The 19,124-nt window shown below is 74.3% G+C and carries 16 protein-coding genes, 1 tRNA gene and 1 pseudogene; 10 read left to right on the top strand and 8 right to left on the bottom strand.

Annotated features, from left to right (window positions below; all coding sequences use genetic code 11):
* The first annotated feature begins 55 nt into the window (after positions 1-55).
* The 5 genes from AC5L34_RS09055 (at position 56) to AC5L34_RS09035 (ending at position 5,279) form a co-directional block, all read left to right on the top strand.
* Positions 56-643, top strand: coding sequence for a hypothetical protein (locus tag AC5L34_RS09055; RefSeq protein ID WP_441174351.1), 588 nt, complete (start codon positions 56-58; stop codon positions 641-643).
* A complete protein-coding gene (locus AC5L34_RS09050; protein WP_089001960.1) occupies positions 640-1,644 on the top strand; it encodes an AAA family ATPase in 1,005 nt (334 codons plus the stop codon). Before AC5L34_RS09055 ends, AC5L34_RS09050 begins: the two co-directional genes overlap by 4 nt.
* A complete protein-coding gene (locus AC5L34_RS09045; protein WP_441174350.1) occupies positions 1,644-3,050 on the top strand; it encodes a DUF58 domain-containing protein in 1,407 nt (468 codons plus the stop codon). Before AC5L34_RS09050 ends, AC5L34_RS09045 begins: the two co-directional genes overlap by 1 nt.
* Before the next feature lie 232 nt (positions 3,051-3,282).
* Positions 3,283-3,843, top strand: coding sequence for a hypothetical protein (locus AC5L34_RS09040; RefSeq protein WP_089001958.1), 561 nt, complete (start codon positions 3,283-3,285; stop codon positions 3,841-3,843).
* Positions 3,844-3,947: 104 nt separating this feature from the next.
* Positions 3,948-5,279, top strand: coding sequence for an NAD(P)/FAD-dependent oxidoreductase (locus tag AC5L34_RS09035; RefSeq protein ID WP_441174348.1), 1,332 nt, complete (start codon positions 3,948-3,950; stop codon positions 5,277-5,279).
* 132 nt (positions 5,280-5,411) lie between these two features.
* Here AC5L34_RS09035 and AC5L34_RS09030 read toward each other — a convergent pair whose 3' ends face one another.
* Positions 5,412-7,244, bottom strand: coding sequence for a DUF6311 domain-containing protein (locus tag AC5L34_RS09030; RefSeq protein WP_441174347.1), 1,833 nt, complete (start codon positions 7,242-7,244; stop codon positions 5,412-5,414).
* Between the two features lie 102 nt (positions 7,245-7,346).
* On the opposite strand from AC5L34_RS09030, the gene AC5L34_RS09025 reads away from it, so the two are divergent.
* The 3 genes from AC5L34_RS09025 to AC5L34_RS09015 all read left to right on the top strand — a co-directional run bounded on the left by AC5L34_RS09025 (position 7,347) and on the right by AC5L34_RS09015 (position 8,897).
* Positions 7,347-7,427: transfer RNA gene (locus AC5L34_RS09025), tRNA-Leu, on the top strand.
* 110 nt (positions 7,428-7,537) lie between these two features.
* On the top strand, positions 7,538-8,353 hold the full coding sequence (locus tag AC5L34_RS09020; RefSeq protein WP_363893701.1) for a Bax inhibitor-1/YccA family protein: 816 nt from the start codon (positions 7,538-7,540) through the stop codon (positions 8,351-8,353).
* Positions 8,354-8,576: 223 nt separating this feature from the next.
* Positions 8,577-8,897 (top strand): hypothetical protein, encoded by a 321-nt coding sequence (locus AC5L34_RS09015; RefSeq protein ID WP_441174346.1) that lies wholly within the window; start codon positions 8,577-8,579, stop codon positions 8,895-8,897.
* Between the two features lie 250 nt (positions 8,898-9,147).
* Here AC5L34_RS09015 and AC5L34_RS09010 read toward each other — a convergent pair whose 3' ends face one another.
* From AC5L34_RS09010 to AC5L34_RS09000, 3 genes and pseudogenes are all read right to left on the bottom strand, one after another.
* Entirely contained in the window at positions 9,148-10,410 is a 1,263-nt protein-coding gene (locus AC5L34_RS09010; protein ID WP_441174345.1) for an acetyl-CoA C-acetyltransferase, read from the bottom strand.
* A 77-nt stretch (positions 10,411-10,487) separates the two neighbouring features.
* Complete coding sequence (locus tag AC5L34_RS09005; protein ID WP_101414210.1) at positions 10,488-11,291, bottom strand: SGNH/GDSL hydrolase family protein; 804 nt, start codon at positions 11,289-11,291, stop codon at positions 10,488-10,490.
* Positions 11,280-12,340, bottom strand: a pseudogene (locus AC5L34_RS09000) (SGNH/GDSL hydrolase family protein); the annotation flags it as partial. The pseudogene AC5L34_RS09000 and the gene AC5L34_RS09005, both read right to left, overlap by 12 nt.
* Positions 12,341-12,487: 147 nt before the next feature.
* Here AC5L34_RS09000 and AC5L34_RS08995 point away from each other — a divergent pair.
* Positions 12,488-12,844 (top strand): YkvA family protein, encoded by a 357-nt coding sequence (locus AC5L34_RS08995; protein ID WP_441174344.1) that lies wholly within the window; start codon positions 12,488-12,490, stop codon positions 12,842-12,844.
* Positions 12,845-12,921: 77 nt separating this feature from the next.
* Positions 12,922-14,292: a cystathionine beta-synthase gene (locus AC5L34_RS08990; protein ID WP_441174343.1), complete on the top strand. Its 1,371-nt coding sequence runs from the start codon at positions 12,922-12,924 to the stop codon at positions 14,290-14,292.
* A gap of 54 nt (positions 14,293-14,346) precedes the next feature.
* Here the strand turns inward: AC5L34_RS08990 and AC5L34_RS08985 are convergent, their stop codons facing one another.
* The 4 genes from AC5L34_RS08985 to ngg form a co-directional block, all read right to left on the bottom strand.
* Positions 14,347-14,856 (bottom strand): GNAT family N-acetyltransferase, encoded by a 510-nt coding sequence (locus AC5L34_RS08985; RefSeq protein ID WP_441174342.1) that lies wholly within the window; start codon positions 14,854-14,856, stop codon positions 14,347-14,349.
* The gene (locus AC5L34_RS08980) at positions 14,853-15,782 is read right to left on the bottom strand and encodes a ribonuclease Z (RefSeq protein WP_441174341.1); all 930 of its coding nucleotides are present in this window, start codon (positions 15,780-15,782) and stop codon (positions 14,853-14,855) included. Before AC5L34_RS08980 ends, AC5L34_RS08985 begins: the two co-directional genes overlap by 4 nt.
* Before the next feature lie 346 nt (positions 15,783-16,128).
* Positions 16,129-17,313 (bottom strand): osmoprotectant NAGGN system M42 family peptidase, encoded by a 1,185-nt coding sequence (locus tag AC5L34_RS08975; RefSeq protein ID WP_441174340.1) that lies wholly within the window; start codon positions 17,311-17,313, stop codon positions 16,129-16,131.
* A complete protein-coding gene (ngg, locus tag AC5L34_RS08970; RefSeq protein WP_441174339.1) occupies positions 17,310-19,124 on the bottom strand; it encodes an N-acetylglutaminylglutamine synthetase in 1,815 nt (604 codons plus the stop codon). Before ngg ends, AC5L34_RS08975 begins: the two co-directional genes overlap by 4 nt.

The following is a 19,124-nucleotide window of genomic DNA, read 5'->3' as shown; positions in this document are numbered from 1 at the left end:
ATGCCGGCGTGGTCGGGGCGCGGCCGGTGCCCGCCCGGCGTGGCGAGGTGGCGCGGTGAGCAGCACCAGCATCGACGACCTGCTGAGCTTCGAGGAGGAGCGACCGGCACCCGCCGAGCCGTCCCGGAACGGGCGGGTCGGTCGGGTGCTCCGCACCGTGGCCGGCGTGGCGGCCGTCGTGGTCGTGCTCGTCGCCGGCCTGCGCGTGGTCGGCCTGCGGGTCTCGCTGCCGGTCCTCGTCGCCGGGGTGGTCGCGTTGTTCCTGGTGCGCCGGGTCGTCGCCGCCCTGGCGCCCCCACCCCCGCCCCGCTCCGGCGGCCGGGCGCCGGCCACCACCGACGACGACGGCACCTGGAACTGGGGCGCCCGCGACGCGCTGCGCGCCGCGATCAACGGCTGGGAACGACCGCTGGACTGGGCCGGGAAGGACCGGGAACGGTTCGCCGAGCGGATCCTGCCGCGGATCGGCGAGCTGGCCGACGAGCGGCTGCGCCAGCGCCACGGTCTGACCCGCGAATCCGACCCGGAGCGGGCCCGCGTCCTGCTCGGCGACCGGGTCTGGACCTTCCTCAGCACCCCCTCCCGCCGCCCCCCGTCGCCGCGCGACCTCGCGGCGATCGTCGCCGAACTGGAGAAGATATGAACGACGTGGACCGCAGCATGCCCGCCGCCGAGGTCGGCCACCTCGCCCGGTCGGTGCTCGAGGCGGTCGGTCAGGTCGTGGTCGGCAAGCGGGACGCGCTGGAGCTGGTCCTCGCCGGGATCCTGGCCGGCGGGCACGTGCTGCTGGAGGACCTGCCGGGCCTCGGCAAGACGCTGACCGCGCGGTCCTTCGCGCAGGCGCTCGGGCTGGACTTCCGCCGGCTCCAGTTCACCCCCGACCTGCTGCCGGCCGACGTGACCGGCTCGTTCCTCTACGACCAGCGCAGCGGCGACTTCGCGTTCCGGGCCGGCCCGGTCTTCACCAACCTGCTGCTCGCCGACGAGATCAACCGGACCCCGCCGAAGACCCAGTCGGCCCTGCTGGAGGCGATGCAGGAGAAGCAGGTCTCCGTGGAGGGCGTGACGTACAAGCTGGACGAGCCGTTCCACGTGCTGGCCACCGCCAACCCCATCGAGTACGAGGGCACCTACCCGCTGCCCGAGGCGCAGCTCGACCGGTTCCTGCTCCGGGTCTCCTTCGGCTACCCGGAGGCCGACGAGGAGTGGGAGGTGCTGCGGCGCCGGATGGCCCGCCGCCGCGAGGAGGCGGAGATCAAGCCGGTGGTCGACGCGGAGACCCTGCGTGCCATGCAGGCCGCCCTGGAGGACGTGGTGGTGGAGGACTCCGTCGGCCGATACATCGTCGCCCTGACCGCCGCCACCCGCGAGCACCCGTCGGTGCTGGTCGGCGCGTCGCCGCGCGGCTCGCTGGCGCTGCTGCTGCTGGCGCGCGTACGGGCGGTGATGGCCGGGCGCGACTACGTGGTGCCGGAGGACGTCAAGGAGGTCGCCGCCCCCGCCCTCGCCCACCGGATCACGCTGCGCCCCGAGATGTGGCTGCGCCGCGTCGACCCGTCCTTCGTGGTCGGTGAGGTGCTGGAGGCGACCCCGGCGCCCGCCAGCGGTGCGCTGCCCAGCTACGCCGCAGGCCACGGGCGCTGATGGTCGCGTCCCCCGTGCCGCCCCGGGTCGAGTCGTCGGGGCCGCCGCCCGCGACCGGCTGGGTGCCCACCGGGGCGCTCGGTCGGGCGGTCCTGCTCACCGGGCTGCTGCTGATCGCGGGGGTGCTGCTCGGCCGGGTCGACCTGGTCGTGCTTGCCGCCCCGTTCGCGCTCGGCACCGCGTACGCGCTGCGCCGCCGGCCGACCGCCCTGCCGCAGGTCTGGATCTCCGGCGACGACGGCCACCTGGTCGAGGGCGGCGAGCTGACCGCCACGGTCACCGTCGGCAACCCCGACCAGCTCGACTACGACGTGGCGGTGGTGCGCAGCCGGATCTCGCCGTGGCTGCGCGTCGAGCGGGCGACGATCGCCGGGGCCACGGCGGCGTCCGGCGCCCGGTCGGCGGCCGTCCCGTCCGTCGCGGAACGGCCCTTCGTGACCGCCGTACCGACCGCCGCGGCCGTGGACCTGGAGCTGACCGGCACGGCGCTGCGCTGGGGCCGGCACCCCGTCGGCCCGGCGGGTGCCCGGGTCGCCGTCGCGCAGGGCCTGCTGGTCTCCCGCGCCGTGATCACCGAGCCGTCCCAGGTACGGGTCTACCCGAAGACCGAGCCGTTCGACGCGGTCGAGGCGATGCCCCGGGCCGCCGGCCTGGTCGGCGCGCACCACTCGCGCCGGCCCGGCGAGGGCGGCGAGCTGGCCGGCGTACGGGTCTTCGCCCCCGGGGACCGGCTGCGCCGGATCGACTGGCGGGTCTCGCTGCGGGCCCGGCAGTTGCACGTGGCGGCCACCCTCTCCGACCGCGACGCCGAGGTGGTGGTGCTGCTCGACGTGCTCGCCGAGGCCGGCCGCTCCGGCGGCGTCTCCGGTGCCGCCTCCGTACTGGACACCACCGTCCGGGCCGCCGCCGCGATCGCCGAGCACTACCTGCACCGCGGCGACCGGGTGTCGATGCTCGAGTACGGCCCCGCCGCGCGTCGGCTGCGCCCCGCCACCGGTCGACGGCAGTACCTCACGGTCCTGGAATGGCTGCTGGAGGTGCGGGCCGAGTCCTCCCCGCACGAGCCGTACGACCAGGTCTTCGGCCCGCAGGTGCTGTCGGCCGACGCGCTGGTGGTGGTCCTCACCCCGCTGCTCGACGAGCGGTCGGCACAGATGCTGGCCCGGCTGGCGCGCTCCGGGCGGTTCGTGGTCGCGGTGGACACCCTGCCGGCGGACCTCGCTCCGCCGAAGGACCGGGGCTGGGCCGAGGTGGCGTACCGGCTGTGGCGGCTGGACCGGGACACGATGATCGGGCAGTTGCGCGAGCACGGGGTGCCCGTGGTGCGTTGGGCCGGCGCGGGCAGCCTCGACGAGGTGCTGCGGGACGTGGCCCGCCTGGCGACCGCCCCGAGGGTGGGCCGGTGAGCGCGAGGAATGCAGCGCAGCGGAGTCCCGCAGTCGCGAACGAAAGGCGGCACCGGTGAGCGCGAGGAATGCAGCGCAGCGGAGTCCCGCAGTCGCGAACGAAAGGCGGCACCGGTGAGCGCGAGGAATGCAGCGCAGCGGAGTCCCGCAGTCGCGAACGAAAGGCGGCACCGGTGAGCGCGAGGAATGCAGCGCAGCGGAGTCCCGCAGTCGCGAACGAAAGGCGGCACAGTTGAACGCCGTCACCGAACGGGTCCGGGCGCTGCGGTACGCCGCCGCCCGGATCAGCCTGACGCCGCTGCTGGTGCGCGCGGGCATCTTCCTCACCGTGCTGGTCGGCCTCGTGCTGGCGTACCCCTCCGAGGTGCTCCTCGGCCAGCCGCTGCTCGCGCTCGTGGCGGTGGCGGTGCTGCCGGCGGTCGGGCCGCGCCGGGTCTGGCCGACCTTCGCGGCGCTGGTCACGGTCGGCGGCTGGCTGGTCGCCACCGACGGCTACGGCCGGCCGATCGCGCTCTGGCGGCTGCTCGCCGTGGCGGCGGTGCTCTACCTCACCCACACCCTCTGCGCGCTGGCGGCCGTGCTCCCGTACGACGCGGTGGTCGATCCCGACCTGATCGTGCGGTGGCTGGCCCGGGCCGGCGGGGTGCTCCTGGCCACCTTCGTCCTCGGTGTGCTGTTGGTCGAGGTCGGCGGGCTCGGCGGTGATACCGGACACCAGGCGGCGACGGTGGTCGGTCTGCTCGTGGCGGTGGCGGTGGCGGCGTTGCTGGGGTGGCTGCTGCGCCGCAGGTGACGACCCCTTTCGGGGGAAGTCGTGCAGGTCACAGGGGTTGTGCTCCGTCACAGAGAAGGGGCGCGGGCGGGATTAGCCGCGCCGCGCCGGGAAAGATAGATGACGTGAACCCGAAGCGGATCCTTGTGGTGGGTGCCGGGCACGTCGGTCTCTACGCGGCACTGCGCCTGTCGAAGAAGCTCAGCTCCCGTGAGGCTGAGGTCGTCGTGGTGGACCCTCAGCCCCACATGACCTACCAGCCGTTCCTGCCCGAGGCGGCGGCCGGCAACATCTCGCCCCGGCACTCCGTGGTGCCGCTGCGGCGGGAGTTGCGGCGGTGCAAGGTGGTGGCGGGCGCGGTGACGCGGATCGACCACGACCGCAAGACCGCCGTGGTGCAGCCCATCAGCGGCCCCACCCGGGAGATCCCGTACGACCACGTCGTCGTCGCCCCCGGCTCGGTGTCCCGGACGCTGCCGATCCCCGGCCTGCACGAGCACGGCATCGGCTTCAAGACCATCGGCGAGGCCATCTACCTGCGCAACCACGTGCTGGACCGGCTCGACGTGGCCGCCGCCACCCCCGACCCGGCCGTGCGTCGCTCCGCGCTGACCTTCACCTTCGTCGGCGGCGGGTACGCCGGCATCGAGGCGCTCGCCGAGATGGAGGACATGGCCCGGGACGCGCTGAAGTACTACCCGGAGCTGAAGCCGGAGGACATGCGCTGGGTGCTGGTCGAGGCGACCCAGCGGGTGCTGCCCGAGGTGGATCGGGACATGGGCGCCTACACGGTGCAGCAGCTGCTCAAGCGGAACATGGACATCAGGCTGGACACCCGCCTCGAGTCCTGCGTCGACGGGGTCGTGAAGCTCTCCGACGGCGACAGCTTCCGCTCCGACACCATCGTCTGGACGGCCGGCGTGAAGCCGTCGCCGATGCTGGACGCGACGGACTTCCCCCGCGACGAGCGGCGTCGGGTCACGTGCCTGCCGACTCTCCAGGTGGTCGACGGCGACCGGGTGGTCGAGGGCGCGTGGAGCGCCGGTGACTGCGCGGCCGTGCCGGACCTGACCAAGGAGCCCGGCAACTACTGCTCGCCGAGCGCCCAGCACGCCGTCCGTCAGGCCGCCCGGATGGCCGACAACATCGTCAACGTCGTACGCGGCCGGGAGCCGGTGGAGTACAAGCACAAGCACGCCGGCAGCGTCGCGAGCCTCGGCCTGCACAAGGGCGTGGCCCAGGTGTATGGGATCAAGATGACCGGCTGGCCGGCGTGGTTCATGCACCGGACGTACCACATGAGCCGGATCCCGTCGTTGAACCGCAAGGTCCGCGTCGTGGTGGACTGGACCCTGGCGTTCTTCCTCAAGCGTGAGGTGGTCGCCCTGGGGCAGCTGCACGATCCGCGCGAGGAGTTCGCCGAGGCCTCCCAGCCGGTCGGCGCCGGCCGGCGCTGACCGCGTCACGCGAAGGCCCTTCCGCCCCGGGCGGAGGGGCCTTTCGCGTACGTCCGGCCGGCCCGGGCGAAGGGGCCGTCGCGTGCCGTGCGGCCGGTCGACGGGCGTGGCGGCCGCGCGCCCGGCGCGAGGTCAGACGCGCCAGGTCCAGGCGTCGGCAATCCGGGTCGCCGGCCCGTAGAGCTGCTCCAGCGTGCCGCGGAGGCTGTCGGCGTGCGGGGTGTCGACGGCCAGGGCCACGCAGGAGGCGCCCCAGAAGTCCGCGTCCTCAGCGGCCTGCCGGCGCTGTCCGTCGTCGACGACCGGCTGCCCGCCGCGCCTGCCCACTTCGGCCAGCAGCGCCGAGGTGGGCCGCGGGTAGGTGCCCATCGCCGCCGTGCCGCCCCGGCCGTACGGGCCGATGAAGAAGCCCTCCGGCATGCCGAACGCCGCGTCGGCGGCGGTCGCCCAGCGCATCGGCCACGGCTGTTTGGGCGTGGCGAGCGGCACCGGCACCAGCACCCCGCCCGGCTCGACGCACTGGCGCCAGTGCCCGCCGGTGACGAAGTCGGGCAGCGGCGGGCGCGCGGCCGTGGGCAGCGGGGTGGGCAGCAGCGGCAGCAACGCCACGCCCACCGCCACCGGCACCAGGCGGCGGGCCAGCCCGGCGCCGCGCAGCGCCCGGTCGACCGCCAGCACCAGCAGGGTGGCGACCAGCGGCAGCACCGCGAGGGCGAACCGCATCGGTAGCGCACCGTCCACCACGGGCAGTCCCGAGAGCAGGGCGTACGGGCCCGGCACGGCGGTGCGTTCGCCGTCGACGACCACCCGGGGGCCGAGCGACAGTGCCCCCGTCACCAGCGTGCCGGCCACGCACGCGACGACCAGGGGGCGACGGCCCAGCCAGAGCGCGCAGGCGGCGGCGACCAGCAGCAGGGGCAGCCCGAGGAACGTGTTGTACTCGGCCGGTCCCGTGGTCAGCCGGGCGGCGTCGTCGTCACCCGCGACGGACAGCGGCGAGATCGTCCACCAGCTGCGCAGGTCCGCGGAGAAGTAGTGCGGGCTGAACATGCCGTCCGCGACGCCCTGCGGGCCGGCGAACTGGAACCAGAGCGGCCAGGCCAGTACGAGCAGGGCGAGCCCGGTGGCGAGCGCCATCCCGCCGGCGAAGCCGGGCAGGGCGCGGCGGGCCAGGTTCCGGTCCGCCACCGCGTAGGCGACCGCCATCACCAGCAGCGTGACCGCGCAGAGGAAGAGCACCTCCTCGCCGACGAAGACCTGCGCCGTGACCGCCGCCGCCAGGCCGACGGCCGAGCTGACCATCCGCCGGCGGTCCGGCCCGTCGACGCCGCCCGCCGGGTCGGCGGCGCGCAGCAGGCGGACCACGAGCCAGACGATCACCGGAACCAGCCACTGCGCCGTCATGTGCAGGTGGCTGTTGGTCTGCGAGACCATCCCCGGGCCGAAGCCGCACAGCACCGCCCCGAGCGCGGCGGCGAGCCGGTGGGCGCGCAGGACCCGGGTGAAGAGCAGGTACCAGGCGATCGCGGTGCCGGCCAGGTTAGCCAGGGCCAGCAGGGCGAAGGTGACCGGTGCGCCCAGCAGCAGGGTCACCGGGGCGAAGAGCACGCCGAGCGCGATGACCGTGGTGTTGGTCATCAGGTTGACCCCGTCGGGCGCGTTGAGCCGCCCGGTGAGCAGGTCGAAGTCGCCGAGCAGCGCCCGCGAGTCGACGGCGAGGAACCACTCGTAGAGGGCCTGGTCCTCCGGGTTGAGCGCGAGGACCCGGGCCGCCGGGTCGGGCCAGAGCCCGTGGGTGAGCCACCCGGCCAGCGCCACGAAGATCAGTGCGACGGTGACGTCCGTCCGGCGACGGCGGACGGCGGCCAGCAGGCGTGCCGGCCGGAGCCGGCGGGCGGGGCGGTCGGTGGCGACGACAGCCTGGTCAGGGACGGCGTCGGGGGCCGTGGGGGCTGTGCTGCTCACGGTCTCGACCCTAGTGCGACCCGGACGCCGGGGTACGCCGGGCCGCCGCCGACCCGCTAACGTGACACTGCACCACGCGTGTCGACCCGCGCGGTGTCACCCGCCCGGGTGGTGGAACGGCAGACACGGCCGCCTTAAAAGCGGCTGCCGCAAGGCGTGCGGGTTCGACCCCCGCCCCGGGCACGCCCACTCTCAGCTTCCGCTCAGCTTGGCGATCTCCACGGGACTGCCCTGGGCGTTTACTCTTGTGGGTGCACGTTCACGTGCAACGACCCCCTGAGGGAGGCCTGACAGTGAAGACTTCGAACCCGGTGCTCGCCCGGCTCGGCCAGGCGGCCGAGCGGGAGCGCTCCGCCGGGTACGCCCCGACCGGGCCGTACGGACAGCCCGGCTATCCACAGCAGTACCCGACGGAGGCCGGCTACCCGGCGGCCCCGCCGACCGTCAACACCATGTCGATCGACGACGTGGTGGTCAAGACCGTCACGCTCCTGGGCATCCTCGGCATCTCCGCCGCGGCCGCCTGGGTGCTGGTGCCGGACGCGCTGCTCGGCGCGGCCTGGATCGGCGCGGCGGTGGTCGGCCTGGTCCTGGGCCTGATCATCTCGTTCTCCCGGATGGCGAACCCGGCGCTGGTCGTCGCGTACGCCGTCGTCGAGGGCGTTTTCGTCGGCATGGTCAGCAAGTTCTTCGAGTCGCTCTACGACGGCATCGTGGTCCAGGCGGTGACCGCCACGTTCGGTGTCTTCTTCGTGATGGCCATCCTCTACAAGGCGAAGGTCATCCGGGCGACCCCGAAGTTCGTCAAGGGCATGATCGCGGTGATGGCGGGTCTCTTCGCCGTCATGCTGATCAACCTCGTGTTCGCGCTCTTCGGCGTCAACACCGGCCTGCGCGACGGCAGCCCGCTGGCGATCGGCTTCAGCCTGGTCTGCATCGTCGTCGCCGCGCTGAGCTTCGTGCTCAGCTTCAAGGAGGTCGAGGACGGCGTCCGGATGGGGCTGCCCCAGCGCTACTCCTGGGTCGCCGCCTTCGGCATCCTGGTCAGCCTGGTCTGGCTCTACATCGAGATCCTGCGCCTGCTGAGCTACTTCCAGGGCGACGACTGACCGTCGCCCGCCCGCCCGACGGCGCCCGCCCCCGCACCCGCGAGGGCGGGCGCCGTCGTCGTTCCACCCCGGTCCCGCCCGCCTCTCCGGGGCGTTGATCACGAGGTTGGCGGCGAAGTTGATCGCGATTCCCGCCGCCGACCTCATGATCGCCGGCCGGGGCCGGGGCTGGGGCTGGGTGGGACGGCTGGGGTGGGGGTGGGTGGTCCGTAGACTCGGCGGGGTGAGCGTGGGGGAGTTGGGGCGGGCGGTGGAGTTGCTGGTCCGTCAGGTCGGGCACTGGCAGCAGCCCCGCTGGGCGGCCACGGCCGCCGGTGGCAACGTGTCCCGCGCCGATCTCGTGCACCGGCTGGTGCAGGAGATCGCCAACCGGGTCGCCGACGCGGAGGGCGGGCCCCGGCGGACGGTGCCCCGGCTCGACAACGACCTGGCGCTGCCCGACCAGCTCCGGGTGGTGGCCGCCGACCTGGTCGCCGCCGCCCCGCCGCCGGAGGTGCTGGCGCGGGCCGCCGCCGAGGTGACGGCGACCCGCGGAATTCTCTAGCGCGATCCGCGTGTGGCCGATCGGGGGCTGCGGCCCCGACGGCGAGGCCCGCCCGGGCCGGGGCGCGCCTGGCCGGGGCAGTGCAGGCCGGCCACCCTGCTTGTCAATAGTCCAACGGGGACCCTGACGACGAGGGCCGGCCCCGACAAGGGCCGGCCCTCTCGTCCGGGCTCAGGACTCCGGGCTCAGGGCGCTCAGCTCGGGCGCGCGTCGACCAGGGCGCTCAGCTCGGGCGCGCGACCCAGGGCGTTCAGCTCAGGCGCTCGACGATCATGGCCATGCCCTGGCCGCCGCCGACGCACATGGTCTCCAGGCCGATCGTCTTGTCGTGCCAGTCCAGGGCGTTGAGCAGGGTGCCCGTGATGCGGGCGCCGGTCATGCCGAACGGGTGGCCGACGGCGATCGCGCCGCCCATGACGTTCAGCTTCTCCAGCGGGATGTCGAGCTGGCGGTAGGAGGGGATCACCTGCGCCGCGAACGCCTCGTTGATCTCCACCAGGTCGACGTCGTCGATGGTCATGCCGGCCCGCTTGAGCGCCTGCCGGGTGGCCTCGACCGGGCCGAGGCCCATGATCTCCGGCGAGAGGGCGGTCACGCCGGTGGAGACGATCCGGGCCAGCGGCGTGATCCCGAGGTCCCGGGCCCGCTGGGCGCTCATGATCACCACGGCGGCGGCGCCGTCGTTGAGCGGGCAGCAGTTGCCGGCGGTGACGCGGCCGTCGGGGCGGAACACCGGCTTCAGCCCGGACACCGCCTCCAGGGTGACCCCGGCACGCGGCCCGTCGTCGGTGCCGACCACCGTGCCGTCCGGCGTGGTGACCGGGGTGATCTCCCGGGCCCAGAAGCCGTCGGCGATCGCCTTCTCGGCGAGGTTCTGGCTGCGTACGCCGAACTCGTCCATGTCGGCGCGGCTCACGTCGTACACCTGGGCCAGGTTCTCGGCGGTCTGACCCATGGTCAGGTAGATGTCCGGCAGTTCGCCGGCCTCGCGCGGGTCGGTCCAGACGGGGGCCCCACCCTGGGTGCGGGCCTGGGAACGCTCGGCGGCGGCGGCGAAGCGCGGGTTCTCCCAACCGCCGCCGACCAGCGCCTGCGCCTCCTTCGGCAGCCCGTCGGAGCTGCCGCGGGCGTACCGGGAGACGGTCTCCACGCCGGCGGAGACGAACACGTCGCCCTCGCCGGCCCGGATCGCGTGCATCGCCATCCGGGTCGTCTGCAACGAGGACGCGCAGTAGCGGGTGAGCGTCGCGCCGGGCAGCGTGTCCAGGCCCATCAGGGTGGCGACCACCCGGGCCATGTTGAAGCCCTGCTCGCCGCCGGGCAGACCGCACCCCAGGTAGAGGTCGTCGATCTCGGTCGGGTCGAGCTGGGGAACCTTGTCCAGGGCGGCCCGCACGATGGTCGCGGCGAGGTCGTCCGGGCGGACGTCGCGCAGGGACCCCTTGTGCGCCCGGCCGATGGGGGAGCGGGCGGTGGCGACGATGACGGCGTCGCGGGACGACTCAGTCGGCATGAACCAACGTTAACCCGTCGGTAACTTCGGGTGGAAGCTGCCCACCGGCCGGGAAATGTCACGCCCGCGGCGGCTGGTCAGTGCCGGGAGGCGACCGCCGCGGCGGCGGCGACGGCCGGGAGCAGGGCGTGCGCCCAGACCCGGTAGCCGTCGGCGGAGGGGTGGTAGCCGTCGTGGCACAGCGTGCCGGCGTCGGCCCGGAACACCGCCCCGGTCTCGGTGGCCAGGTCGACGACGGTGCCGCCGGCGTCGAGCACCGCCGCCGTCTGGGCGCGAGCCACCCGCCGCCCCGACCAGCCGACCACGTTGCGCAGCGGCGGGGCGATCGCGCGTACGGCGCCCAGGTCGGGGCACGTGCCGACGACGACCTCGACCCGGGCCTCGCGCAGCCGGTGCACGGCCGCCCCGAGGTAGGCGGCGGCCTCCACCGGGCGACGCAGGGTGGTGGCGTCGTTGGCCCCGATCAGGATCACCGCCACGTCGGGACGCTCGCCGAGCAGCGCCCGGGCCACCTGGGTGGCCAGGTCCGTCGAGCGGGAGCCCGAGACGCCGACGCTGGACAGGTGCACCCGGCGGCCGTTCGGGCCCTCGGCGAGCAGGTTGGCCAGCTGCCCGCCGATGGTCTCGTCGAGGCGGCCGACCCCGACGCCGAGGGCGGACGAGTCGCCGAGCAGCACCAGCCGCAGCGGCGGTGCGTCGGCGCGCCCGACCGTGGCGCGCAGGGCGAGCGCCAGCTCCGGCTGGGCGTACCGGCGGTGCCGGGCAGCGAAGGCCTGCCCGGCCAGGACGGCGGCGCCGCCGACCGTGCCGGCGATGAGGCTGAGCGTCGCCGCCCGGCCCAGTCGGTTGGCGAGCCCCGAGGGGATGAAGCGCTCGCTCATGCCAGTCCCTCCAGTGTGGGTGAGTCGGCGGCGGGGCTGGGCTGCGGCACCGCGCCGACACCGAAGAAGGCCCGTCGGCGCAGCTGCGCCCACCGGCCGGCGGGGCCGCGCTCGCGCCCCCGGACCCGGGTGCCGCTGACCTCGGTGCCCGCGTGGCGGGCCGCCTCCTGCGCGGCCTGCGGCAGCGACCGTACGCCCTCGCCCCGCAGGAGGGTCGGACGCCGTTCCTGCCCCGCGCCGAGCGCGGAGAGCACGGTCGGCAGCAGCGCGGCGGCGGCCACGGCGTAGCCCTCCGCCGAGGGATGGAACCGGTCCCAGGCGAACATCCGGGTCGGCTCGGCCGCGAACCGGGGCCCGAGCAGGTCGCCGAGGGAGACCGTCCAGCCGCCGGCTTCGACCACGGCGACCGTCTGGGCGGCGGCGAGCTGTCGGCTCCAGCGGCGGGCCAGCCAGCGCAGCGGCGGCCGGATCGGCTGGATGGCGCCCAGGTCGGGGCAGGTGCCGACGACCACCTCGCAGCCGGCGGCGCGCAGCGTGCGGACCGCCTCGACCAGGTAGCGCACCGCCAGGCCGAGCGGCGTGCGGTTGGTCACGTCGTTGCCGCCGATCAGGATCACCGCGACGTCGGGCCGGCACTCCAGGGCCGCCTCCACCTGGTGGCGCAGCACGGCCGAGATGGCGCCGACCACGGCGAAGCGGTGCAGCCGGACGGGGCGTTGCAGGCGGCGGGACAGGCCGGTGGCGAGCAGGGCGCCGGGCGTCTCCCGGCGGCGGTGCACGCCGTAGCCGGCGGCCGACGAGTCGCCCAGCACGACGACCGTGACCGGCGGGCCGGGCAGCTTCGCGCCGTAGACGCCGTCGCAGCGCGGCGGCGGCGCCTCCGCCATCGGGATCGTGCGGCGGGCCTGGCGGGCCTGCCCGAGGAGCACACCGCCGGTCGCGACCGCGGCCGCCGCGGTGGCACCCGTGCCGATCGCCGCGAGGCGGGCGACCTGCCGGGCGCGCTGCCAGCGCGGACCAACCGGGACGACGGAACCAGCGACCCCCATACAGCGACATTATCGCGCCGGCACGACACGCCGCTGTCGTCGTGTCGGCTCGTGGGTGCCTGGAACTCGGCGGTCCTGGGTACCTGTACGGGTGACCGGGGGCGGTTGCGCCGACGCGTCATCCTGGCACATGGAGAGGGGCCGAACATGGGGAAGACATTGAAGCGCACCGCGGCGTTCAGCGCGCTGGCCCGGGCCCTCGCGGCCGGGTCGCGGGGCGGGCCGTCGCTCGGGGCGCGGTTGGGCGCGCTGCCCCGGATGATCCGGGCGACCACCCGGGGGGAGTACGACGGCGGCCTGCGGCTGGCCCTGATGACCGCGGCGACGGCGTACATCGTCTCGCCGATCGACCTGCTTCCGGAGATCCCGCTGGCGATCTTCGGGCTGGCCGACGACGCGGTCATGGTGACCTGGCTGGCCGGCAGCGTGCTGGCCGAGACCGAGCGGTTCCTGGAGTGGGAGGCCCGGCGCAGCTCGGTGATCCCCGGACACGTGGCGTCCTGAACCCACGTACCCTGGGGCGTCGAGAAGACGTCTGCCCGGCCGCCGCCGGCGGCGCCGGAGGAGAAGGGCACAACGAGGTGCGGTACTACGACAACGTCGTCGAGCTGATCGGCAACACCCCGCTGGTACGGCTGCGCAACGTCACGGCCGGGATCCAGGCCACCGTCCTGGCGAAGGTGGAGTACCTCAACCCGGGCGGCTCGGTGAAGGACCGGATCGCCCTGCGGATGGTGGAGGACGCGGAGAAGGCGGGCCTCCTCCAGCCGGGTGGCACGATCGTCGAGCCGACCAGCGGCAACACCGGCGTCGGTCTGGCGCTGGTGGCGCAGCTGCGGGGCTACAAGTGCGTCTTCGTCTGCCCCGACAAGGTCAGCCAGGACAAGCAGGACGTGCTGCGGGCGTACGGCGCCGAGGTGGTGGTCTGCCCGACCGCCGTGGCCCCGGAGGACCCGCGCTCCTACTACAACGTCTCGGACCGCCTGGCCCGGGAGATCCCCGGCGCCTGGAAGCCCAACCAGTACAGCAACCCGGCCAACCCGCGCTCGCACTACGAGACCACGGGGCCCGAGCTGTGGGAGCAGACCGGGGGCGAGATCACCCACTTCGTGGCGGGCGTCGGCACCGGCGGCACCATCTCCGGCATCGGGCGCTACCTGAAGGAGGCCTCGGAGGGCCGGGTGCAGGTCGTCGGCGCCGACCCGGAGGGCTCCGTCTACTCCGGCGGCACCGGCCGGCCCTACCTGGTCGAGGGCGTCGGCGAGGACTTCTGGCCGGAGACGTACGACCGGGGTGTCGCCGACGAGATCATCGAGGTCTCCGACAAGGCGTCCTTCGAGATGACCCGTCGGCTGGCGCGCGAGGAGGGGCTGCTGGTCGGCGGCTCCTGCGGGATGGCCGTGGTGGCCGCCCTCGAGGTGGCCCGCAAGGCGGGCCCGGACGACGTGGTCGTGGTGCTGCTGCCGGACAGCGGCAAGGGCTACCTGTCCAAGATCTTCAACGACGGCTGGATGGCCCGCTACGGCTTCCTGGACAACTCCGGCACGGAGCCGACGGTGGCCGACGCGCTCGCCGGCAAGCCGGGCGGCCTGCCCGAGCTGGTGCACGTGCACCCGACCGAGACGGTCCGGGACGCGATCGACTACATGCGCGAGTACGGCGTCTCGCAGCTGCCGGTGCTCAAGGCCGAGCCCCCGGTGGTCACCGGCGAGGTGGCCGGCTCGATCGCCGAGAAGGACCTGCTCGACGCGCTCTTCACCGGCCAGGCGCACCTGCACGACACCATCGAGCGGCACATGGCCGAGCCGCTGCCGATGATCGGTGGCGGGCAGCCGGTGAGCGAGGCGGTCGGCCTGCTGGAGAAGTCCGACGCCGCCCTGGTGCTGGTCGACGGCAAGCCCAAGGGTGTGCTCACCCGCCAGGACCTGCTGGCCCACCTCGGCGCGCGCTGACCGCTTGAGGAACGCCCCCTGTCGACGCCTGGTGCGCGCGGCAGGGGGCGTTCTTCACAACGGGCGGGCGTACCGGAGCTGGGGCACGACCGCCGGGCCGATGTGTTCGTCGCGTTCGGTGCCGGTGAGGGTCCAACCGCCGCGCTCGTAGAAGGCCCGGGCGTGCGCGTTGTCCCGCAGCACCCAGAGCACCGCGCGGGACCAGCCGCGTACGCGCATGGCGTCCAGCGCGTCGACCATCAGGGCGCGGCCGGTGCCGCGCCCGCGCTCGGCGGGTTCGAGGTGGATGGCGTTGAGCAGGCCGGTCGCCGGGTCGCCCTCGTCGTCCGGGCCGAGGTAGCTGAACCCGACCAGTCGGCCGTCGCGCTCGGCCACGGTCATCCGGTGCTCGTCGCGCTCCCACGTCCAGCGCTCGGTCCAGTAGGCGCCCATCGCCTCGGGCGTCGGCTCGGCCAGCGCCCGCGCCGGCAGGAAGGCCGAGTAGGCGGCGACCCGGGAACGCTGGTGCAGCGCACCCACCGTCAGCAGGTCGTCGACGGTGGCGGGGCGCAGGGTGACCGTCACCCGGCCGAGGCTACCCGCCGGGGCGGGACCTGCACGGTCGTCAGGTCCTCGGCGATCACCAGGTCGCCGTCGAAGTGCGCGCGGGCCTCGTCGGCGAAGCGGGCCGGGTCGGCGTACCGCTGGGAGAAGTGGGTCAGCACGAGCCGGCGTACGCCCGACTCGGCCGCCACCCGCGCGGCCTGCCCCGCCGTGAGGTGGCCGACCTCGGCGGCGAGCGCGGCCTCCGAGTCGAGGAACGTCGACTCGATGACCAGCAGGTCGGCGTGCTCGGCGAGGGCGTACACCCCGTCGCAGAGGCCGGTGTCCATGACGAAGGCGAAGCGCTGCCCGGGCCGGGGCACGCTCACCTCCTCGCGGGTGACGCGACGCCCGTCGAGGTCGAGGTGGCCGACGCGGATCAGCTCCCCGACCGCCGGCCCGGCGATGCCGTACGCGGACAGCCGCTCCGGCAGCATCCGGCAGCCGTCGGGCTCGACGAGCCGGTAGCCGTACGTCTCGATCGGGTGCCGCAGCCGGCGGGCCTCCAGCGTGCCGACGCCCAGCGCGATGCGCTGCCCGTCGGTCTCGATCGGCTCGACGCGCAGCTCGGCGGTCTCGTGGAAGCTGGAGGCGTGCCGCAGGCGCGCGAAGTATTCCGCGCCGCCGGCCGGGAAGTGCACCGCCACCGGGTGCGGCACCCGGTCCAGGGAGAGCCGCTGGATGGTGCCGGGCAGGCCGAGGCAGTGGTCGCCGTGGAAGTGGGTGACGCAGATCCGGGTCAGGTCCGTGGCCGTGACCGTGGTGTGCAGGAGCTGCCGCTGGCTGCCCTCGCCCGGGTCGAAGAGGATCACCTCGTCGTCCCAGCGCAGCACGTACCCGTTGTGGTTGCGCTGCCGGGTGGGGGCCTGGCTGGCCGTCCCGAGCACCACCAGCTCGCGCATCGACACGGTGACCTCCGGCTGCGTCGGCCACCCGGCCGCGGAAAGGGTCGACCCCCGGGGCTTCCGCGCTCGCGCGCGGGCCGGCTGGACTGGGCCGGCACCCCGGGGGTCGGGTGGCTGTCGTGGTTTCGCCGCACCGCTGCCACACGGTCTCGACGATCGTGCATGCCCGCCTCGCGGCGGACGTGGTTTTCACTGTCGAGGACAGCGGCTAGCGGACAGCCACCTCACGAGTCCGATTGCTATACAAGTCTGGACCACCTCCTTTCCCGTGTACCGCCACGCTATCCACCCCTCGCGCCCCGGGCAACGGATTTCGATCACACGAGGTCGGGGAATGGCGGGCCGGCGCTCAGACGTTCTCGGCGATGCCGATCGGCCCCTCGCGCGGGCCCTCCTCGCTCGCCGGCTGAACGGCCAGCGACGGGAAGTCGGCCAGGTCGCCCTCCGGCTCGGCGTCCCACTCGGGGAAGACCAGGTCGCTCTGGAGATACAGGCAGAGCAACTGGGTGAGCTGGCGCAGGCCCTCCAGGTGGGTGCGCTCGTGGCCGTGGGTGGCGTCCACGCCGAAACCGAGCAGCGCCACCCGGGCGTGCGCGCCGGCCTCCACGGCCGCCGCCACGTCCGAACGGTAGTACTCGAAGACGTCGCGGACCAGGTCCACCCCGTGCTCGGCGGCGATCGAGGCCAGGTTCCGGGTCAGGTGGTAGTCGAACGGGCCCACGCCGTCGCCCATGGCCAGGGTGGCCGCGTCCTCGCGGGACTGCTGGCCGGGCGCCACCACCGCCGCGTCCACCGACACGATCTCCGCCACGTCCGGGTCGAGCCCGTGCGACGCCCCGTGCCCGATCTCCTCGGTCACGGTGACCAGCAGGTGCGCGGTGACCGCCGGGCGTACGCCGGCGTCGACCATCGCCTTGAGGGCGGTCAGGACGGCGGCCACGCCGGCCTTGTCGTCCAGGTGCCGGGACTTGACGTACCCGCTGGGGGTGATCGTCGGGTTCGGCAGGAACGCCACGAAGTCGCCCGCGTCGATGCCGAGGGCACGCAGCCCGGCGATGTCCTCGACCGGCTCGTCGACCCGTACCTCGACGTGCTGCCAGCCGACGCCCTGAAGGTCCACGTCGTCGTTGTAGCGGTGGCCGCTGGCCTTCAGCGGCAGCACCTGGCCGGTGATCACCCGCTCCAGGTCGTCGGTGAAGATCCGCACGTGCGCGCCCTCGGCGAACCGGGCGCTGTGCGTACCGATCGTCTTCAGCTCCAGCCGGCCGTTCTCCTTCAGCCGCTTGACCATGCCGCCGATGGTGTCGGTGTGCACCACGATCGCCCGGTCGGCGCCGGTCGCGCGGGGGCCGGGCAGGCAGGCGCTCAGCGCGCCGCGCCGGGTCAGCGTGGAGGGGATGCCGAGCGCGGAGAGCCGCTCGCCGACGTACTGCTGCACGTGGTCCGTGCGCCCCGACGGGCTCGGGATCTCCAGCAGCTCCACCAGCACCTGACGCAGGTAGTCCAGGTCGATCTCCAGGGGCCTCGGGCTCACGCCGCACCTCCCGGGCCGGCCGGGGTCCAGAGCCGCTGCGGCGCGCGGGTGCCCGGGAAGAGCAGGTCCACGAAGCGCTCGGCGGTCGGCTGCGGCTCGTGGTTGGCCAGGCCGGGCCGCTCGTTGGCCTCGATGAAGACGTGCTCCGGGCGGTCCGGGGCGCCGACCAGCAGGTCCAGCCCGGTGACCGGGATGTCCAGGGCCCGGCTCGCCGCCACGCACGCCTCGGCGATCGACGGGTGCAGCATTGCGGTGACGTCGTGGATGGTGCCGCCGGTGTGCAGGTTCGCGGTCCGGCGTACGGCCAGCACCTGCCCCTCGGGCAGCACGTCGCGCAGCTCGTGGCCTGCCTCGGCCAGCACGTCGCGGGTCATGTCGTCGAGCGGGATCCGGGACTCGCCACCGGTGGCGGCGGCCCGGCGGCGGCTCTGCCGCTCGATCAGCTCGGCGATGTCGTGCACCCCGTCACCGGTGATCGAGGCGGGGCGCCGGACCGCGGCGGCCACCACCTCGTGGTCGATGACGACGACCCGCAGGTCCTCGCCGGCGCGCATCTCCTCGATCAGCACGTCCGGGCAGAAGCGGGCGGCCAGCTCGACGGCGGCGGCCAGCGCCTCGGCGGTGCGTACGCCCACCGTGATGCCGTTGCCCTGCTCGCCCCGCGCCGGCTTCACCACCGCCCGGCCGACCTCGGCGAGGAAGGCGGCGTCGCCGTCGTCGCCGGTGGCGGTCCGGCCGCGCGGCACGGACAGCCCCGCCTCGGCGAGGATGCGGCGGGTCACCCGCTTGTCGTCGCAGCGGCTCATCGCCACCGCCGAGGTCAGCTCCGACAGCGACTCGCGGGTCAGCACGGTCCGTCCGCCGCTGCTCAGCCGCAGCTCACCCCAGGCCGGGTCGGTGACCTCCACCCGGATGCCGCGCCGCATCGCCTCGTCGGCGACGATCTTCGCGTACGGGTTGAGCTGGTCGTACCCCTGCGGCGTGGCGGGCAGGAACAGGCGCTCGTTGATCGGGTTCTTCCGCTTCACGCAGAGCGTCGACGTGCGGTAGAAGCCGAGCCGCTCGTAGAGCCGGATCGCCCCGGCGTTCTCGGCGAGCACGGACAGGTCCACGTACGCCCGACCCCGCTCGACCAGCCGGGCGGCCAGCGCGGTGATCAGCGCCTGGCCGGTGCCCGGCGGCGCGGTGTTGAAGTCGACGGTGAGGCACCACAGGCTGGCGCCGTTCTCCGGGTCGTCGAAGACCGCGACGTGGTCGACGCCGGTGATGGTGCCGACGACCTCGCCGGTGGCGTCCTCGGCGACCAGGTGCAGGAACCGGTCGGTGCGCGCGTTGGCGACGAGCACGTCCACCGGGGCGGTGACCATGCCGTTGCGGGCGTAGATCCGGTTCACCGCGTCCGCGTCGGCGGCGTCGGCCAGCGGGCGGATGGCCAGCCCCGGCACCTCGCCGTCGCCGGTCGGCCGGTCGCCGCCGAGCGGCAGCCGGTAGGTCAGCGACGGATCGATGAACAGCTCGTCGGGCAGCCGGGACACCAGCACGTGTGGGTCGCGCAGGTAGATGCAGATGTCCCGGGAGCCGGCGGCCTCCGAGCGCAGCACGGCGGCGACGGCGGCCTGGTCGGCGAAGGTCTGCCCGAAGACGAGCCGGCCCCAGCCGCAGTCCAGCACCACGTCGGTGTCGCCCTCCCGGGTCGGCGGCTCCGCCGGCTCCGGCGCCATCGGGTCGCCGCCGGGACCCACCCGCTCCCGTCGCCGGCCGGTGCGCGACCGGTCGGGCCGGGCGGTGCCGGTCGCCAGGGTGTCGGTCAC

The sequence above is a fragment of the Micromonospora sp. ZG13 genome, from assembly GCF_059359355.1.
The sequence above is the reverse complement of the archived record's forward strand: the minus strand, read 5'-3'. Positions and strand labels throughout refer to the sequence as shown.

Coding starts and splice junctions, on each gene's coding strand:
- AC5L34_RS09050 (WP_089001960.1), top strand. CDS start 640: ATGAACGACGTGGACCGCAGCATGCCCGCCGCCGAGGTCGGCCACCTC.
- AC5L34_RS09045 (WP_441174350.1), top strand. CDS start 1,644: ATGGTCGCGTCCCCCGTGCCGCCCCGGGTCGAGTCGTCGGGGCCGCCG.
- AC5L34_RS08995 (WP_441174344.1), top strand. CDS start 12,488: ATGGGGAAGACATTGAAGCGCACCGCGGCGTTCAGCGCGCTGGCCCGG.
- AC5L34_RS09010 (WP_441174345.1), bottom strand. CDS start 10,410: ATGCCGACTGAGTCGTCCCGCGACGCCGTCATCGTCGCCACCGCCCGC.
- AC5L34_RS09005 (WP_101414210.1), bottom strand. CDS start 11,291: ATGAGCGAGCGCTTCATCCCCTCGGGGCTCGCCAACCGACTGGGCCGG.